Raw genomic sequence first — 16,922 nt, 5'->3', positions numbered from 1 at the left:
TACGACTCGCAGAACTACGGCGGCCAGGGCTACGGCTCGCAGCCGGGCTACGACCAGCAGGCCGGCGGGTACCCCACCCACTACCAGAACGGCTACCAGCAGCAGCCGTACGGCGGCCAGGACTACGGCAGCCAGGGGTACGGCGCCCAAGGGTACGGCGGCTACAACAACTACCCCGGCCAGGTCCAGGGCCCGGTTCCCGGCAAGGGTCTGGCCATCGCCTCCCTCGTGCTGGGCATCGTGGGTATCCTCTCCTTCTGGTTCCTGGGTCTGGGCGGTCTGCTGGGCCTGGTGGGTCTGGTGCTGGGCATCATCGGCCTGGTCAAGATCCGCCGGTCCAAGCGGGATTCGCCGGCACTGGCGATCGTGGGCATCGTGCTGTCCTCGCTCGCCCTGCTGGGCGGGATCCTCATGGCGGCTCTCTTCGCGTGGGTCTTCAGCACGTCCGACGACTGCCTGCAGTACGTGGAGCAGGGCAACCAGACGCAGTACCAGCAGTGCGTCGAGGGCTCGCTGAACGGGACCCTGGACTCCTGACACCCCTCGGTCACCCAGGCAGCTGGCCTCCGAGCTCACAAGGGGGGCTCTCAGGCGGGCCCAACCAGGAGCAGGACCTCTCGGCACCACGAGCCCGGCACCACTCGCACGAGTGGTGCCGGGCTCGTCCCGTTCTTTGTTTCAGAGGTGGACGGGGGCCGCGACAGCGGCGGGCTCAGTCGTGGCGCGTGCCGAGGACGTCGAGGGCGGCGTCGTGCAGGGCGCCGTTGCTCGCCAGGGCGTTGCCGCCGAAGGGACCGTCCTGGCCTGCCAGGGAGGTGAACCGCCCGCCGGCCTCGGTGACCACGGGCACGAGGGCGGCCATGTCGTACAGGTTGAGCTCGGGTTCGCAGGCGAGGTCCACGGCGCCCTCCGCCACCAGGCAGTAGGACCAGAAGTCGCCGTACGCGCGCGTGCGCCACACCCGGTCCGTGAGATCCAGGAACTGTTCGCGCACCCCCAGGTCCTTCCAGCCGCCCAGCGAGGAGTAGGACAGCGAGGCGTCCTGCAGGGTGGACACGGAGGACACTGACAGCCGCTGCGCCTGGGACAGCGAGCGGCCGGTGAACGCGCCGGAACCTGCCGCCGCCCACCAGCGGCGGTTCAGTGCGGGGGCCGAGACCACGCCCACCACCACCTCGCCGTCCTCCACGAGACCGATGAGCGTGGCCCACACGGGCACCCCGCGGACGTAGTTCTTGGTGCCGTCGATGGGGTCGATGACCCACTGCCGACCACCCGTGCCGGTGGTGCCGAACTCCTCGCCGATCACGGCGTCCCGGTTGCGCACCCGCCCCAGCTGGGCGCGGATGACCTGCTCGGCCTCGCGGTCCGCCTGGGTGACCGGTGTGAGGTCCGGTTTGGTGTCCACCGTGAAGTCCTGGGACTTGAACCGCTTCATGGTGGGCCCGTCCACGGAGTCCGCGAGGATGTGGGCCAGGCGGAGGTCGTCCGTGTAGTTGCTGGGTGCTCGCATGGGTCTACGTTATCGCCTGTCCGAGCCGCTTCTCGCTGGCCCCGCCCTGCGTCTGCCCGCGCGACGCCGCCAGCAGCCTCCGCAGCGATTCGAGCCGCTGCGGGGCGGCCGGGGACGCCTCCGGCCGCTGGACCCACGCGTCCAGCGCGCAGCCGGGGGAGCTCTCCATGTGCAGGCAGCCGCGGGGACAGTCCGCCGTGGCGGGCACGAGGTCCGTGAAGGCGTCCAGCAGGTTCTCCTCGGGCACGTGGGCGAGCCCGAGCGAGCGGATGCCGGGGGTGTCCACCACCCAGGTCCCCGGTGAGGTCCCGGGGACGGTCAGTGCCAGGGCGGACGAGGAGGTGTGGCGGCCGCGGCCCGTGACGTCGTTGACGCCGCCGGTGGCGCGCTCCGAGCCGGTCAGGGCGTTCACGAGGGTGGACTTGCCCACCCCGGAGGGACCCAGGAACACGCTGATGTGCCCGTCCAGCAGCTCTCGCAGCCGTGCGAGGGACTCCTCCGAGATGGCCAGGGACTCCTCGTGGCGCCCCGCCTCCGGGCGCTGACCGCGCTCGGTGGCCCGCTCCGTGGCGACCGTGAGCACGTCGAGGTCCTGCACGTAGGACAGGAACTCGGTGGGATCGGCGAGGTCGGACTTGGTCATGCAGACCACGGGGGTGATCCCGGCGTCCCACGCGGCCACCAGACCGCGGTCCACGAATCCGGTGCGCGGGGTGGGGGAGGCGGAGGCGAGCACCAGGACCAGGCGGTCCGCGTTGGCCACGATCACCCGTTCCACGGGGTCGGTGTCGTCCGCGCTGCGCCGCAGCACCGTGGCGCGGGGCTCGATGCGCACGATGCGGGCGAGGGTGTCGGCGGCACCGGAGACGTCCCCCACCACGCCCACCAGGTCACCGGGGACGATCGGCTGCCGCCGCAGCTCCTTGGCCCGCACGCACGTCACCGTGCGGGCAGCAGGACCGTCCTCGTCCACCACGCACGTGTACCGGCCGCGGTCCACGGCCACGACGCGCGCGACCACGGCGTCCTCGTGGGAGGGGCGCTGCTTGGTGCGGGGGCGGGAGCCGCGCTTGTTCGCCCGGACGCGGACGTCGGACTCGTCCCAGGTTCTGCCGGCCACGGCTCAGCGGCCCCCACTCACGAGGGAGGTCCACAGCTGCGGGAACTCCGGCAGCGTCTTGGCGGTGGTGGCCACGTTCTCCACGGTGATCCCGGGCACTCGCAGGCCCAGAACGGCTCCAGCGGTGGCCATCCGGTGGTCCTCGTACGTGTGGAACTCGCCGCCGTGCAGCGGCGCGGGCTCGATGGCCAGCCCGTCCGCGGTCTCCCGGACGCTGCCGCCCAGGGCGTTGAGCTCGGTGGTCAGTGCGGCGAGCCGGTCGGTCTCGTGGCCGCGCAGGTGCGCGATGCCGCGCAGCCGGGACGGGCCCTGGGCGAGCGCGCACAGCGCGGCCACCGTGGGGGCGAGCTCCCCGGCCTCGGAGAGGTCCAGGTCCACCCCCCGCTGCCGCTCTGGGCCGGTCACGCTGAGAACGCCGTCCCGGACCGTGACCTCGGCGCCGAAGCGCGGCAGGATGCGGCGCCAGTGGTCACCGCCCTGCGTGGTGCTCCCGGGCCAGTCGGGGATGCTCACGGTGCCCCCCGTGACCACCGCGGCGGCGAGGAAGGGACCGGCGTTGGAGAGGTCCGGCTCCACGGTTACGTCCAGGCCCGGCACGGCACAGGGGGCCACGCGCCACTCGCGCTCACCCGTGCGGCGGGCGTCGACGCCGGCGGCGCGCAGCACCTCCAGGGTCATGTCCACGTGGGGCAGGGACGGCACACCCCCGGCGGCGGGGTCGTGGCGCAGCACCAGGGGCGCGTCGAACCGGGTGGCCGCCAGCAGCAGCGCGGAGACGAACTGGGAGGAGCCGCTCGCGTCGATCGTCACGGTTCCACCGGGCACGGCGCCGGTGCCGACGACGCTCAGGGGCAGCGTGCCTCGGCCCTCGTCCACCACGTGCACGCCGAGCTGGCGCAGCCCGTGGAGCACGGGACCCATGGGGCGGACTCGCGCGGCGGCGTCGCCGTCGAAGTCCACGGTGCCCGAGCAGAGCGCTGCCAGCGCGGGCACGAAGCGCATGACGGTCCCCGCGAGGCCGCAGTCGATGCGGGTGGGGGAGAGGAGGGTCTGGTGCGCGGGCAGGGGCGTCACGCGCAGGTCCGGGCCGTAGGGGCCGGGGTCGGGAAGCGGGGTGATGCGAGCCCCCAGCGCCTCGAGAGCGGCGATCATGAGGGCGCTGTCACGCGAGTGCAGCGGCTTGCGCACCACCGAGGGCTCGGCGGCCAGGGCTGCCAGCACCAGGTACCGGTTGGTGAGGGACTTGGACCCCGGCACGGCGACCGTCCCGCTCACGGGTGAACCGTGCGGGAAGGGCGCCGGCCACGGGGTGGTGTCCTGGGCGTGCGACAAGCCGCTGCGCGTCACGTGGGGACCTCGGATCAGAAGGAGACGGCGTTCTGCACGGCCTTCTCGGCCTCGGTCAGCTTCTTCCTGGTGTCCTTGGCGACGTTCGCGGCGTTCTTGCGCACGTCGTCCGCGAGGTGGCTGGCGCGCCACGCGAGCGACGGGTTGCCGGAGGTGTCCACGGCGGCGATCATCACGCCACCCAGCAGGGACACGTTCTTCAGCAGACCGGCACGGCGCGCGGCCTTGCCCTCGGCGGTGGTGGCGTCCGCGGAACGGTACTGGGTGTAGCCGTTGAGCGCGGTGGTCCCCAGCAGCACGGTGGAGGACAGGCGCGGCAGCTTGCTCACGGCCAGCAGGGACGCGGCCGCGACCTGGGCCGCGGCGATGCCCTGGGCCACGACGGCGCGGTTGGCGGTCACGGGGCGCACCTGGGGGGCGGCCTTCTCCAGGGTCTTCAGCACGGGGTCCAGCTGCTTGGCGGCGGCGGACGAGTTGCGGAACGCGTCCACGCCTCCGGCGACGAAGCCGGTGGCGAGCAGCGGGCGGGCGAGACGACGAACAATGCTCATAATTCTCCTCCTTGGTCATCCCGGCATCTCCGGGAGGGCACGGCGTCCATCCTATCGGCCCGGGCACCGGGCATCCTCTGGGAATACCCGCACGCGCGACGCGTGTTACCCCGAATGTGCAGAAGCGCCACCCGCGTGCGGGGGCCACCACGACGGACCAGGGGAAGGCGGTGACGGCTCGCCATGAGCGCGCCCGCCCTAGACTGGCACGTGATGAACGATCAGCGAACTCACGATTCTCAGGCCGTGGAGCACCCCGAAGAGGTGCCCGACGGCGAGGAGTCCACCCAGCAGCGGCGGGAGCGCTTCGAGCGCGACGCCATGCAGTACGTGGACCAGCTCTACGCCGCGGCCCTGCGCATGGCGCGCAACCCCTCCGACGCCGAGGACCTCGTGCAGGAGGCCTACACCAAGGCCTTCTCCGCGTTCCACCAGTACAAGCCGGGCACCAACCTCAAGGCTTGGCTGTACCGGATCCTCACGAACACCTACATCAACCTGTACCGCAAGCGGCAGCGCGAACCCCGCCAGGCCAACACGGACACCGTGGAGGACTGGCAGCTGCACCGCGCGGAGTCGCACACCTCCACCGGTCTGCGCTCCGCCGAGGTCGAGGCCCTGGACCACCTCCCGGACTCGGACGTCAAGCGGGCCCTGCAGGAGCTGCCGGAGGAGTTCCGGCTGGCGGTGTACTTCTCGGACGTCGAGGGGTTCGCGTACAAGGAGATCTCCGAGATCATGGACACGCCCATCGGCACCGTGATGTCCCGGCTCCACCGCGGGCGCAAGCTTCTGCGCGAGAAGTTGGGCGACTACGCCCAGGAACGAGGATTCGACACGTCCAAGGCCCAGAAGAAGGCCCGGGGCGCGGCACCGGCGAAGGATCGAGGCTGACATCATGACGGAGAAACCGTGCAGCAACGGCTGCACCGACGAGCGCATCCAGCGGATCTACGAGTACCTGGACGGTGCTCTGACCACCGAGGACCTGCAGGAGATCCACGCCCACCTCACCGGGTGCTCGGAGTGCGAGCGCGAGTACAACCTGGAGTGCGTGATCCGCTCGGTCATGAGGCGCTCGTGCAACGAGACCGCTCCGGAGGACCTCAAGCGCTCGATCCTGGCCGGGATCGACGCACAGTGCAACGAGCACCCCGCCGCCTGAGGGCCGAGCCGCCGGGGCCTCCCGGCGACTGCCCCACGGCGGCCATCCGGAGGCTCGCCCCGCGCATGCGCTGAGGAGACGCAGAACGCCCGCAACCGGGAAGGTTGCGGGCGTTCCGTGTGTCGTGCGAAGAACCTCAGGAGTTGGGCCGCTTGCCGCGGTTTGCCGAGTTCTTGCGACGATCCTTGCGCTTACGTCCACGCTTGCTCATGATGTACCTCCTGCAGTGATTGGCTGGGACATCGTCCGCCAGTATCTCACATCCGGAGGCGCACCGTGTGCCGGGGAGGCCACGGGCCGTGGAAAGTGAGGAGCGGAGCCGACGACCGGTCAGCGGGGCTCGGGCAGCTGCAGCCAGTCGTACCAGCCGCGGTGGAGCACGAGCCACGCGATGAGCCCGTATCCGGCCTGCCCGGGGTTGCCGTGGTTTGCGGCCAGGTCCTTGCGCCACTGCTCGTGGTGCTGCAGGGGGTTGAACGTGTCCACGTACACGTGGTTGCGCCGCGTGGTGACGTCCCCGTACGCCGCGGAGAGGTCCGCGATCCTGCGGTTGCGCTGCGGGTCCAGCGTGGGGGGAGGGCCCACCACCAGCACCTTCGCGTTGTTCTGGGTGGCCTGGTCCACGATGTTGGCCATGTTCAGTCGGGACCGGGCGGAGGTGATGCCCAGGTCGATGTCCAGCGCGGAGGGGGCGATCACGAGACGGTTGTCGCACGCCGGGTCGAAGCGGCGCGCGGCCTCGTCGAACCAGCGCTCGTTGAGGCTCTCGCTGCCCTCACCCGGAGCGGCGAGGTTGTAGGCGTCCACGGGGACCATGTCCCGGGGGGTGCGGGCCATGACCCGACCGAACCAGCCGAGGGCACGGGGGTCGTCCACGCCGGCCAGCAGTTCGTCTCCCACGGCCACAATGCGGATCCTGCGTTGGTCCACTCTTTTACATCCTTCGTCTCGCTCATGAGGCCAGGGGGCCGTCGCGGGACGGCCCCCTGGCAGATCGGGTCCGACCGTGGTGGCCGGGGGAGGGTGCCCGCCGAGGGGGACGGCGGGCACCCTCCTCGGGATCACTCCCCGCGGTCGAACGCCTGCTGCACGAGCGTCTCCAGCTCCGCGGCGTGGCGCTTGGCCGAGCCGTTGGCGGGGGAGGCGGACGCCGGACGGGAGGCCAGGGTGACCGGGCGGTCCAGCTGCGGCACCAGGTTCACGGCCATGAACGGCCACGCGCCCTGGTTGGCCGGCTCGTCCTGGGCCCACAGGATGCGGGCGTCCGGGTACCGGTCCAGCTGCTCCTTGATCTCGTCCGCGGGCAGCGGGTAGAGCTGCTCCACGCGCACGATGGCGGTGGAGTGGTCGTCGGACTTCTTCCGCTGCGACTCGAGGTCGTAGTACAGGCGCCCGGACACCAGGATCACGTCCGTGACCTTGGAGTCGTCGAGCCCGGCCACGTCCGGGATCACCGGCTGGAAGTTGCCGTGCGTGAAGTCCTCCACGGGGGAGGCGGCGGCCTTCAGGCGCAGCAGCTGCTTGGGCGTGGCCACGATCAGCGGCCGCCGCGGGCGGGAGTATGCCTGGCGCCGCAGCAGGTGGAAGTGGTTCGCGGGGGTGGAGGGCTGGGCCACGATCATGTTCTTCTCCGCGCACAGCGCGAGGAAGCGCTCGATGCGCGCGGAGGAGTGGTCCGGGCCCTGTCCCTCGAAGCCGTGGGGCAGCAGCATCACCAGGTTGGAGCGCTGGCCCCACTTCTGCTCCGCGGAGGAGATGAACTCGTCCACGATGGTCTGTGCCCCGTTGGTGAAGTCGCCGAACTGCGCCTCCCACACGGTCAGCGCCTCGGGACGCTCCACGGAGTAGCCGTACTCGAAGCCCACCACGCCGTACTCGGAGAGCAGGCTGTTGTAGATCGAGAACCGCGCCTGGTCCGCGGAGAGGTAGTTCAGCGGGGTCCACTCGGCGCCGTTCTCGGCGTCGAAGAACACCGCGTGGCGCTGGGTGAAGGTGCCTCGGCGCACGTCCTGGCCGGACATGCGCACCGGCACCCCGTCCATCAGCAGCGAGCCGAAGGCCATGAGCTCGCCCATGCCCCAGTCGATGCCGCCCTCACGGGTCATGTCACGGCGCTTCTGCGCGAGCTTCTCCAGCTTGCGGTGCATGGTGAAACCCTCGGGCTGCTCCACGTAGACGTCGCCGATGCGCTGGGCGGTCTCCGAAGAGATGGCCGTGGTCTTGGGCACCGAGACCCCGGAGTCCGCCTGCTGGGCGGAGGGGCGCTCGATGTTCGCGATCGCGGCGGCGTCGCCGGTGACCAGCGGAACCGTGGAGTTCTGGGCCTCGTGGGTCTCCGCGAAGACCCGCTCCAGGCGCTCCTGGTAGTCCTTCAGCGCGCGGTCCGCCTCCTCCTGGGTGATGTCGCCGCGGCCCACGAGGTTCTCGGTGTAGACCTTGCGCGTGGAGCGCTTGCCGTCGATCAGGGAGTACATCAGCGGCTGGGTCATCGAGGGGTCGTCGCCCTCGTTGTGGCCGCGCCGGCGGTAGCACACGAGGTCGATCACGACGTCGTGGTGGAAGCGCTGGCGGTACTCGAAGGCGAGCTGCGCCACGCGGGCCACCGCCTCGGGGTCGTCCGCGTTCACGTGGAAGATCGGCGCCTGCACCGTGCGGGCCACGTCCGTGGAGTAGGTGGAGGTGCGTCCCGCGGAGGGCGCCGTGGTGAAGCCCACCTGGTTGTTGACCACCACGTGGATGGTCCCGCCCACGGTGTAGCCCTCCAGCCCGGACATCTGCATGACCTCGTACACGATGCCCTGCCCGGCCATGGCGGCGTCGCCGTGGACCTGGATGGGCAGCACGGGGAACTCGCCGTTGCCCTCGGGCCCGGCGCCGAGCACGTCGGTCTTGGCGCGGGCGATGCCCTCGATCACGGGGTCCGCGGCCTCCAGGTGGGAGGGGTTCGCGGCGAGGTAGACCTGGGTCTCGTTGCCGTTGTCCGAGGTGAACACGCCCTCGGTGCCCAGGTGGTACTTCACGTCCCCGGAGCCCTCGGAGGCCCGCGGGTCCTGGCTGCCCTCGAACTCGCGGAACACCTGGGCGTAGGACTTGCCCGCGATGTTGGTGAGCACGTTGAGGCGCCCGCGGTGGGCCATGGCGATGCCCACCCCGGCCAGGGAGGCGTCCGCGGCGTCGGAGATGATGGCGTCCAGCAGCGGGATCAGGGACTCCCCGCCCTCCAGGGAGAAGCGCTTCTGGCCCACGTACTTGGTCTGCAGGAAGGTCTCGAAGGCCTCCGCGGCGTTGAGCCGCTCCAGGATGTGGAACTGCTCCTCGCGGGCGGGCTTCTGGTAGTCCTGCTCCAGCTTGGCTTGGAACCACTCGCGCTGCTCGGGCTCCTGGATGTGCATGTACTCCACGCCCACCGTGCGGCAGTAGGCGTCCCGGAGCCGGCCCAGAATGGTGCGCAGGGTCAGCAGGTCCTCCCCGCCGAAGCCTCCGGTGGGCCACTCGCGGTCCAGGTCCCACAGCGTGAGCCCGTAGGTGCGGATGTCTAGGTCCGGGTGCTTGCGCATCACGTACTCGAGCGGGTTGGTGTCCGCCATGAGGTGCCCGCGCACGCGGTAGGAGTGGATCAGCTGCTGGATCCGGGCGACCTTGTTGACCTGGATCTCGGGGTTGACCTGGTTGTCCACGGCCCAGCGCACGGGCTCGTAGGGGATGCGCAGGGCCTCGAAGATGCGGTCGTAGAAGTCGTCCCCGCCCAGCAGGTAGTGCTCCACGAGCTTCAGGAACTCGCCGGAGCCCGCACCCTGGATCACGCGGTGGTCGTAGGTGGAGGTGAGGGTGATGACCTTGGAGACGGCGTTGCGGGCAATGGTGCGGGGCGAGGCGCCCTTGTACTCCGCGGGGTAGTCCAGTGCGCCCACGCCGATGATGCAGGCCTGGCCCTTGGACAGCCGCGGGACGGAGTGCACGGTGCCGATGCCACCGGGGTTGGTCAGCGAGACCGTGGTGCCGGCGTAGTCCTCCATGGTCAGGGCGCCGTTGCGCCCGCGCTTGACGATGTCCTCGTAGGCGGTCCAGAACTCCTGGAAGGACATGGTCTCGGCGCCCTTGATGTTGGGCACCACCAGGTTGCGCGAACCGTCCTTGTTGGGGATGTCGATGGCGATCCCGAAGTTCACGTGCGCCGGGTGCACCGCTGCGGGCTTGCCGTCCGGCTCGTCGTAGATGACGTTCATGGACGGGAAGTTGGACAGCGCCCGGATCACCGCGTAGCCCACCAGGTGGGTGAAGGAGACCTTGCCGCCGCGGTTGCGGGCCAGGTGGGAGTTGATGACCAGCCGGTTGTCGATCAGCAGCTTGGCCGGCACTGCTCGCACGGTGGTGGCGGTGGGCACACTGAGGGAGGCGTCCATGTTGGCGGCCACGGCCTTCGCGGGACCGCGCAGCTTGACCACGGTGTCCTGGGCGGGCTCCTCCTGCGCGGGGGACTCGTCGTTCTTGCGGTCCTCGGGCTGCGCCCTGATGGGGCGCTTGGTGCCGGTGCCCTCGTTGCTCTCGCTCTCACTGTCCACGCCCTCGGGGCGTCCCTTCGCCTTCGAGCCGGCGGTGGCCGGAGCGGGCGACGCCGCGCGCTCGGGCGTGGCGGCACCCGGCTTCGCCGCCGGGGTGGCGGCGGGAGCGCCGGGAGTGGGGGTGCTCGAGGTGGACGTGCCGCGCGGGGCCGCCGGACGGGAGGGTGCGGAGGCGGGTGCCGAGGTCCTGCCCTCGCCGTCCATCTGCTCGAAGATGGGCCACCACTTCTTGTCCACCGAGTTCTTGTCCGCCCGGTATTTGTCGTAGAGCTCGTCCACGAGCCATTCGTTGCCGGCAAATTCTTCGGGGATAAGGTGATGCGGCTGGTCTGGCACGAGTGATACGCCTCTTCCGTGTGTGCTTGGTGTCCCGGGTGGCGAGCTGGTCCTCGCGGCCCCTGTCCGACTCCTCCGGATCCTACCGAGGGGAGTCGCGTGCGGGCTTCATGGGCGAAGCCGTCCCGAGTCCGCAGTCTAGTGAGGCGGCCGGACGCGTGCCACCTATCACGCCCGCGGGGCACGGTGCCCGTCATGGCCGGGCGCCCACCCCGTAGACTCCGTGCTCGTGCGCTTCCTGACGACTCCTACCACGGACCTGACCTACAACGACGTCTTCCTGGTTCCCTCCATGTCCCGGGTGACCTCGCGCTTCGACGCGGACCTCTCGCCCGACGACGGCACCGGGGCCACCATTCCGCTCGTGGCCGCGAACATGACCGCGGTGACGGGGCGGCGGATGGTGGAGACCATGGCCCGGCGCGGTGGGCTGGGGATCCTGCCGCAGGACATCCCCCTGGACGTGATCGAGGAGGTGACGGCCTGGGTCAAGGACCGTTCACCGCGCTACGAGACCCCGGTGGTGCTGCGCGTCGACGACACCGTGCAGGACGCCCTGGGCATCATGCACAAGCGGGCCCACGGTGTGGTGGTCGTGGTGGACGAGGGCGGACGCTTCGCGGGCATGGTCCTGGACGCCGACTGCCGGGACGTGGACCGCTTCACCCAGCTGGGGGACCTGGCCCGGACCGACGGTCCGCGGTTCCAGGTGTCCGAGTTCTCCGGGACCTCGGAACCGGAGACCCTGCGCGCGGCCTACGAGGCCCTCTCCGACGCGCGGGTGGGCTCGGCGCCCGTCCTGGACGGGCAGACCGTGGCGGGGATCGTCACGCGCCAAGGGCTCGTGCGCTCCACCATCTACACGCCCGCCCTGGACGCCCGGGGCAGGCTGCGGGTGGGAGCCGCCGTGGGCATCAACGGGGACGTCGCGGGCAAGGCGGCCCGGCTCCTGGACGCGGGGGTGGACGTGCTGGTGGTGGACACCGCCCACGGCCACCAGGTCAAGGCCATGGACGCCGTGGCCGCGGTGCGCTCGCTGGATCCCGGGGTGCCGGTGGTCGCTGGAAACGTGGTCACGGCCGACGGCGTGCGCGACCTCGTCTCCGCGGGCGCGGACATCGTCAAGGTCGGGGTGGGCCCCGGGGCCATGTGCACCACGCGGATGATGACGGCGGTGGGTCGCCCGCAGTTCTCGGCGGTCGTGGAGTGCGCCGAGGCCGCCGCGGACCTGGGGGCCCACGTGTGGGCCGACGGGGGCGTGAAGCACCCGCGCGACGTCGCCCTCGCCCTGGCCGCCGGTGCGAGCCAGGTGATGGTGGGTTCCTGGTTCGCGGGCACCCACGAGGGGCCGGGTGAGCTGAACGTGGACGCGAACGGGCGCGCCTACAAGGAGTCCTTCGGGATGGCCTCGGCGCGCGCCGTGCGCCACCGCACCCTGGGTGAGGACCGCTTCTCCCGCGCGCGCAAGGCGCTGTTCGAGGAGGGGATCTCCAACTCCACCATGTACCTGGACCCGAGGCGCCCGGGGGTGGAGGACCTGCTGGACCACATCACCTCCGGAGTGCGCAGCTCCATGACCTACGCGGGTGCCACGTCCCTGCCGCAGTTCGCCCCCCGCGCGGTGGTGGGCATCCAGTCCGCCTCCGGCTACGACGAGGGCAGGCCCCGCTCCGAGTCCTGGTCCTGACGGGGCGGCCGTGGGGCGTTCTCATCCCGCCGCTACATGAGAATCGTTCGTGATATGCTCACGCCCGTTAACATGACACTGATTCTCATCGGCAGGCGCCGGGAGTCCGAGAGGGAGATGACGCCCATGTCCGCACCACGCACCGTCCGGCCCGCGGCCAGGACCGCTCTCGCGCTGGGGGCCCTGGTGGCCCTCGCCCTGACCGGGTGCTCCTCCCAGGGAGAAGGCGGGGCCACGGGCGGGGACCAGAAGATCCGCGTGGTGACCTCCACGAATGTGTACTCGGACCTGGCGTCCCAGGTGGGCGGCGACAAGGTGGAGGCCACCCCCGTGATCGACTCCACGGCCCAGGACCCCCACTCCTACGAGGCCACGCCCCAGGACCGGCTGACCGTGGAGAAGGCGGACCTGCTAGTGCGCAACGGCGGCGGGTACGACCAGTTCATGACGGACCTGGCCAAGGACGGCCAGCCCGTGGTGGACGCCGTGGACGTCTCCGGACTCCAGTCCCAGGAGGACAAGGACGCGGCGGCGGAGCACGAGCACGCGACGGAGTCCGGCGATGGGCACCAGCACGACCACGGGAGCTTCAACGAGCACGTGTGGTACGACGTCGAGAGCATGTCCAAGGTGGTGGACCGCATCGCCCAGCAGCTCGGGGACGTGGACCAGGGCAACGCGCAGTACTACACGGACAACGCCACCCGGGTGAAGGGCGAGCTGGACACCCTGGAGAAGAAGGTCAAGGGCATCGGCGCGGATGGCGGCTACGTGGCCACGGAGCCCGTGCCCGGGTATCTTCTGGAGGACGCCGGTCTGCACAACGACACCCCGGCGGCGTTCACCGAGGCCATCGACTCCGAGACGGACGCCTCGCCGGCCGTCCTGGAGCAGACCCTGAACCTGGTGAAGGACGAGCACGTGAAGCTGCTCGCCCTCAACAGCCAGACCTCCACGGGCCAGACGGACCGGCTGCGCAGCACGGCGGAGGACTCCGCAACGCCCGTGGTGGAGTTCACCGAGACCGAGCCGGACGGCCAGAACTACCAGCAGTGGATGACCCGGAACGTGGAGCACGTGGCCGAGGCCCTGAAGAAGTAGGGACATGGATGCAGCGATGACGGGCGGCGCCGAGCGGCGCGGCCGTGGACCCCGTGACGGGGAGAGGGCCGTGATCCGGCTCGAGGACGCGGAGCTGGCGTTCGGGGACCGCACCCTGTGGTCCGGGCTGGACCTGGAGGTCGTGCCGGGGGAGTACCTCGCGGTGCTCGGCTCCAACGGGACCGGCAAGACCAGTCTGCTGCGCGTGCTGCTGGGGCTGCAGCAGCTCACGAGCGGGTTGGTCAGGGTCAACGGCACCAGCCCGCGCGCGGCGGCCTCCCACGTGGGGTACGTGCCGCAGCAGCGCGGCTTCCCGGCACGCACGCCGCTGCGTGCCCGGGACCTCGTGGCCCAGGGCGTGGACGGCCACCGCTGGGGCGTCCGGCTGCACCCCCGCCGCGTGCACCGGCGCGTGGACGAGCTGCTGGCCCGGGTGGGGGCCGCCGAGTACGCGGACGCGCCCGTGGGTCTGCTCTCCGGCGGCGAGCAGCAGCGGCTGCGGATCGCCCAGGCGCTCGCCGCGGACCCCACCGTCATGCTGTGCGACGAGGCCCTGCTGTCCCTGGACCTGCACCACCAGCACGTGGTCAGCGAACTGGTCCACGAGCAGCGCGAGCGCACCGGGTGCGCGGTGGTGTTCGTGACGCACGACGTGAACCCCATCATCGAGCACGTGGACCGCATCCTGTACCTGGCCAACGGCTCGTTCCGCATCGGCACCCCGGACGAGGTGCTGCGCTCCGACGTGCTCTCCGAGCTCTACGGCACCCGGATCGAGGTGCTGCGCAGCAACTGCCGCATCCTCGTGGCCGGCAGCCCCGACAGCACCCACCACACCGAGTCCCCGGAGGAGCTGGTCCCGTGATCACGCCCGTCATGGACGCGAGCTCTTTCCTGGGTTCCGTGTTCGTCTTCGACAACTACGGAGAGCTGCTGGCCCTGCTGCGCAACTCCCTCTGGGCGGGTGCGGTCCTGGGTCTCGTGGGCGGCCTCGTGGGCACCTTCGTGATGATGCGCGACCTCGCGTTCGCGGTGCACGGCATCGCGGAGCTCTCCTTCGCGGGGGCGGCGGCCGCGCTGCTCGTCGGCTCGGACGTGGTCACGGGCTCGCTCGCGGGCTCCGTGCTCGCGGCTATCGTGATGGGCTTCACCGGTCTGCGCGCCCGCGAGGGCAACTCCTTCGTGGGCGTGCTCATGCCCTTCGGGCTGGGCCTGGGGATCCTCTTCCTCTCGCTGTACGAGGGCCGCTCGTCCAACAAGTTCTCCCTGCTCACCGGCCAGATCGTGTCCGTCTCCTCCCTGCAGCTGACGTCCATGGTGGTGCTCTCCGCGGTGGTGGTGGTGATCCTCGTGGCCGTGTGGCGACCCCTCACGTTCGCGAGCACCGATCCGCTCGTGGCCCGCGCCAAGGGGCTGCCGGTGCGTGGGCTGTCCCTGCTGTTCATGGTGCTGCTGGGGATCTCCGTGGCGCTGTCCGTGCAGATCGTGGGCTCGCTGCTGGTGCTCGCGCTGCTCATCACCCCCGCGGCGGCGGCCATGAACCTCACCGCGAGTCCCGCGCGGACCGTGGTGCTGTCCGTGGTCTTCGCGGAGCTCGCCATGGTGGGCGGGATCCTGCTGGCCCTGGGCGGGAACATCCCCATCAGCCCCTACGTCACGACCATCTCGTTCGTGCTGTGGCTCGTCTCCCGGGCCGTGCGCGCGGTGCGGGAGCGGACGTCGTCGTACCGGCGGGGCACGACGACGCCGCGCGGCCACCGGGGGCCCGCCCCGCACCAGTGCGTCCCGCTCCAGAACGTCTCGCACCAGCACACGGGGTCCTGACCGGCCCGCGCTCCCTGCCGTGGGGTCCGCCGCGTGGTGGCACGCCCGCGGACGCACCCTCCAGGCGGATGCACCCTCTGGGGTGACCCCTCCCACGGTCTGACGCGGCGGCTCGCCGGGCGGGGGGAGCGCGCCGCCCAGGGACGCACCGGGCCACCCGTGGTGACCGGCCGCCGTCGTCCCCCGCGGGGACGCGTGCCTCAGAAGAGGACGAGCTGGGCGCCCGGCAGCAGCCGCAGGGACACGGGCAGCGGTCCGAGGCGCTCGCCGTCCCCGTGCGCGGCGTCCCGCACGGGGTGGGCGGACGCCGCGCCCGCCAGGGCCACGGTGGCCCGGACCGCCGGTTCCACGGCGACCTCCGGCAGGGCCTCGTGGGTGCGCCGCCACAGTCGCGGCAGAGCACCCAGGAGCCGCGCGGGGCCCACGTCCGAGACCGTGAAGAGCTCCGCGACACCGTCCGCGGCGTCGGCACGGGGGACGATGCCCAGGCCGCCGCCGATCGAGGACGTGTTCGCCACACAGAGGAAGGTCAGCTCCCGCTGCTCGGCGCGCCCGGTGCCGTCCGGGGCCGTCCAGCTCAGGTCGTAGCGCCGGGCGCGCAGGGCCGCTGTCTCCAGCACCAGGGCCACCGCGTACTTCGCGGACGAGCGGACGCGGGGCCAGCCGTTGGCGCGGGCGTTGATCCGGGCGTCCAGGCCCAGGCACACCGCCGTGGTGCACACGTGCTCCGAGCCGTCGGCGCACCGCACGTGCAGCAGGTCCGTGCGGCGCGGCGGCGACTCCAGACCCCGCAGCACGCGTCCCGCGGCCTGTTCCGGGTCGTGGGTGGGCACCCCGTGGAAGCGGGCCAGGTCGTTGCCGGAACCGGCGGGAACGAGCCCCAGTGGAAACTCCACCCCCTGTCCGGCCAGGGTGCGCAGGCACTGCAGCACCAGGTGCGCGGTGCCGTCCCCGCCCACGGCGACCACCGCCGCGGTGGTCAGCGGGTGGGCCCGCAGGTGGGACGTCACCTCGTCCGCGAGGCGGGCCGCGGTGTCCGCGGCCAGCGGGACGGGGCGGCAGCCCCCGGCGCGCACGATGCCCGCGGCGCGGTGGCAGGCGTCCCGCGCGGCGGCGGAGGCCGCGCTGTGGACCAGCAGGACCTCCGGGGTGGTGCGGGTGGTCACCGGGCGGCGTCGGCCGGGTCCGGTGCCGGGGTGGCGCGGCGGCGGCACTCGGCGCAGATCCCCGAGATCTCCACGGTGTGGTCCACCTCGGCGTAGCCGTAGCGGCGTGCGGTGGCCTCGGCCCAGGTCTCGATGTCCGGGGCCTCCAGCTCCACCGCGGCCCCGCACGAGCGGCACACCAGGTGGTGGTGATGGTGCTGCGCCTCGCAGCGGCGGTAGATGGCCTCGCCCTCCACGTTGCGCAGCACGTCCACCTGGCCCAGCTCCGCCATGGACTGCAGGATCCGGTAGGTGGTGGCCAGGGACACGGACTCGCCCTCGTCCCGGAGCAGCCGGTGCAGGTCCTGGGTGGAGATGAAGTCCTCCAGGCGCTGCAGGGCCCCCGTGACGGCACGGCGCTGCTTCGTGTTGCGAACCTCTGCGGGTTCGGTGGTCTTGGTGCTCAACCCCGGCGTCCTTTCCGCAAGTGGGCGTTCACGACATGCTAACGCCCGGGCGCGTGCGGGTGTTCCACCCCCGGTCTCCCCGCGAACGGTGCCCCACCGGGCCG

The 16,922-nt window shown here is 71.5% G+C and carries 15 protein-coding genes; 7 read left to right on the top strand and 8 right to left on the bottom strand.

Features of this window, described 5'->3' with window-relative positions; genetic code table 11:
* Positions 1-537, top strand: a 537-nt coding sequence (locus tag Q4A22_RS03665) for a DUF4190 domain-containing protein (RefSeq protein WP_303177303.1), incomplete at its 5' end; no start/stop codon positions are given.
* Positions 538-712: 175 nt separating this feature from the next.
* Here Q4A22_RS03665 and hisN read toward each other — a convergent pair.
* From hisN to Q4A22_RS03645, 4 genes are read right to left on the bottom strand one after another with little or no spacing between them, the layout of a single operon-like run.
* Positions 713-1,513, bottom strand: a complete 801-nt coding sequence (gene hisN, locus Q4A22_RS03660; protein ID WP_303177302.1) for a histidinol-phosphatase — start codon at positions 1,511-1,513, stop codon at positions 713-715.
* Between the two features lie 4 nt (positions 1,514-1,517).
* Positions 1,518-2,633 (bottom strand): ribosome small subunit-dependent GTPase A, encoded by a 1,116-nt coding sequence (rsgA, locus tag Q4A22_RS03655; protein ID WP_303177300.1) that lies wholly within the window; start codon positions 2,631-2,633, stop codon positions 1,518-1,520.
* Between the two features lie 3 nt (positions 2,634-2,636).
* Positions 2,637-3,980: a 3-phosphoshikimate 1-carboxyvinyltransferase gene (gene aroA, locus Q4A22_RS03650; protein WP_303177298.1), complete on the bottom strand. Its 1,344-nt coding sequence runs from the start codon at positions 3,978-3,980 to the stop codon at positions 2,637-2,639.
* 14 nt (positions 3,981-3,994) lie between these two features.
* Positions 3,995-4,531, bottom strand: a complete 537-nt coding sequence (locus Q4A22_RS03645; protein ID WP_303177297.1) for a DoxX family protein — start codon at positions 4,529-4,531, stop codon at positions 3,995-3,997.
* 213 nt (positions 4,532-4,744) lie between these two features.
* Between Q4A22_RS03645 and Q4A22_RS03640 the strand changes: the two genes are divergently transcribed.
* Together Q4A22_RS03640 and rsrA are read left to right on the top strand one after the other, a co-directional pair.
* On the top strand, positions 4,745-5,425 hold the full coding sequence (locus tag Q4A22_RS03640; protein WP_303177295.1) for a sigma-70 family RNA polymerase sigma factor: 681 nt from the start codon (positions 4,745-4,747) through the stop codon (positions 5,423-5,425).
* Positions 5,426-5,429: 4 nt separating this feature from the next.
* Positions 5,430-5,696 carry a mycothiol system anti-sigma-R factor gene (rsrA, locus tag Q4A22_RS03635; protein ID WP_303177294.1) on the top strand — a complete coding sequence of 89 codons (267 nt, stop codon included), beginning with the start codon at positions 5,430-5,432 and terminating at the stop codon, positions 5,694-5,696.
* A gap of 330 nt (positions 5,697-6,026) precedes the next feature.
* Here the strand turns inward: rsrA and Q4A22_RS03630 are convergent, their stop codons facing one another.
* Positions 6,027-6,626 carry a GDSL-type esterase/lipase family protein gene (locus Q4A22_RS03630; RefSeq protein WP_303177293.1) on the bottom strand — a complete coding sequence of 200 codons (600 nt, stop codon included), beginning with the start codon at positions 6,624-6,626 and terminating at the stop codon, positions 6,027-6,029.
* Between the two features lie 131 nt (positions 6,627-6,757).
* Complete coding sequence (locus Q4A22_RS03625) at positions 6,758-10,594, bottom strand: multifunctional oxoglutarate decarboxylase/oxoglutarate dehydrogenase thiamine pyrophosphate-binding subunit/dihydrolipoyllysine-residue succinyltransferase subunit (protein WP_303177292.1); 3,837 nt, start codon at positions 10,592-10,594, stop codon at positions 6,758-6,760.
* A 229-nt stretch (positions 10,595-10,823) separates the two neighbouring features.
* Between Q4A22_RS03625 and Q4A22_RS03620 the strand changes: the two genes are divergently transcribed.
* The 4 genes from Q4A22_RS03620 (at position 10,824) to Q4A22_RS03605 (ending at position 15,206) form a co-directional block, all read left to right on the top strand.
* Positions 10,824-12,281, top strand: coding sequence for a GuaB1 family IMP dehydrogenase-related protein (locus Q4A22_RS03620; RefSeq protein WP_303177290.1), 1,458 nt, complete (start codon positions 10,824-10,826; stop codon positions 12,279-12,281).
* 72 nt (positions 12,282-12,353) lie between these two features.
* A complete protein-coding gene (locus Q4A22_RS03615; protein ID WP_303177289.1) occupies positions 12,354-13,382 on the top strand; it encodes a metal ABC transporter solute-binding protein, Zn/Mn family in 1,029 nt (342 codons plus the stop codon).
* A gap of 16 nt (positions 13,383-13,398) precedes the next feature.
* The gene (locus Q4A22_RS03610; protein ID WP_303177401.1) at positions 13,399-14,247 is read left to right on the top strand and encodes a metal ABC transporter ATP-binding protein; all 849 of its coding nucleotides are present in this window, start codon (positions 13,399-13,401) and stop codon (positions 14,245-14,247) included.
* An 11-nt stretch (positions 14,248-14,258) separates the two neighbouring features.
* Positions 14,259-15,206, top strand: coding sequence for a metal ABC transporter permease (locus Q4A22_RS03605; protein ID WP_303177399.1), 948 nt, complete (start codon positions 14,259-14,261; stop codon positions 15,204-15,206).
* Between the two features lie 200 nt (positions 15,207-15,406).
* Here the strand turns inward: Q4A22_RS03605 and Q4A22_RS03600 are convergent, their stop codons facing one another.
* Positions 15,407-16,372 carry a diacylglycerol kinase family protein gene (locus Q4A22_RS03600; RefSeq protein ID WP_303177286.1) on the bottom strand — a complete coding sequence of 322 codons (966 nt, stop codon included), beginning with the start codon at positions 16,370-16,372 and terminating at the stop codon, positions 15,407-15,409.
* A complete protein-coding gene (locus tag Q4A22_RS03595) occupies positions 16,369-16,818 on the bottom strand; it encodes a Fur family transcriptional regulator (protein WP_303177284.1) in 450 nt (149 codons plus the stop codon). Before Q4A22_RS03595 ends, Q4A22_RS03600 begins: the two co-directional genes overlap by 4 nt.
* Positions 16,819-16,922: the final 104 nt, after the last annotated feature.

Source organism: Kocuria sp. (genome assembly GCF_030530945.1).
Lineage (GTDB): Bacteria > Actinomycetota > Actinomycetes > Actinomycetales > Micrococcaceae > Kocuria.
This window is presented reverse-complemented; position numbering and strand designations above follow the sequence as displayed.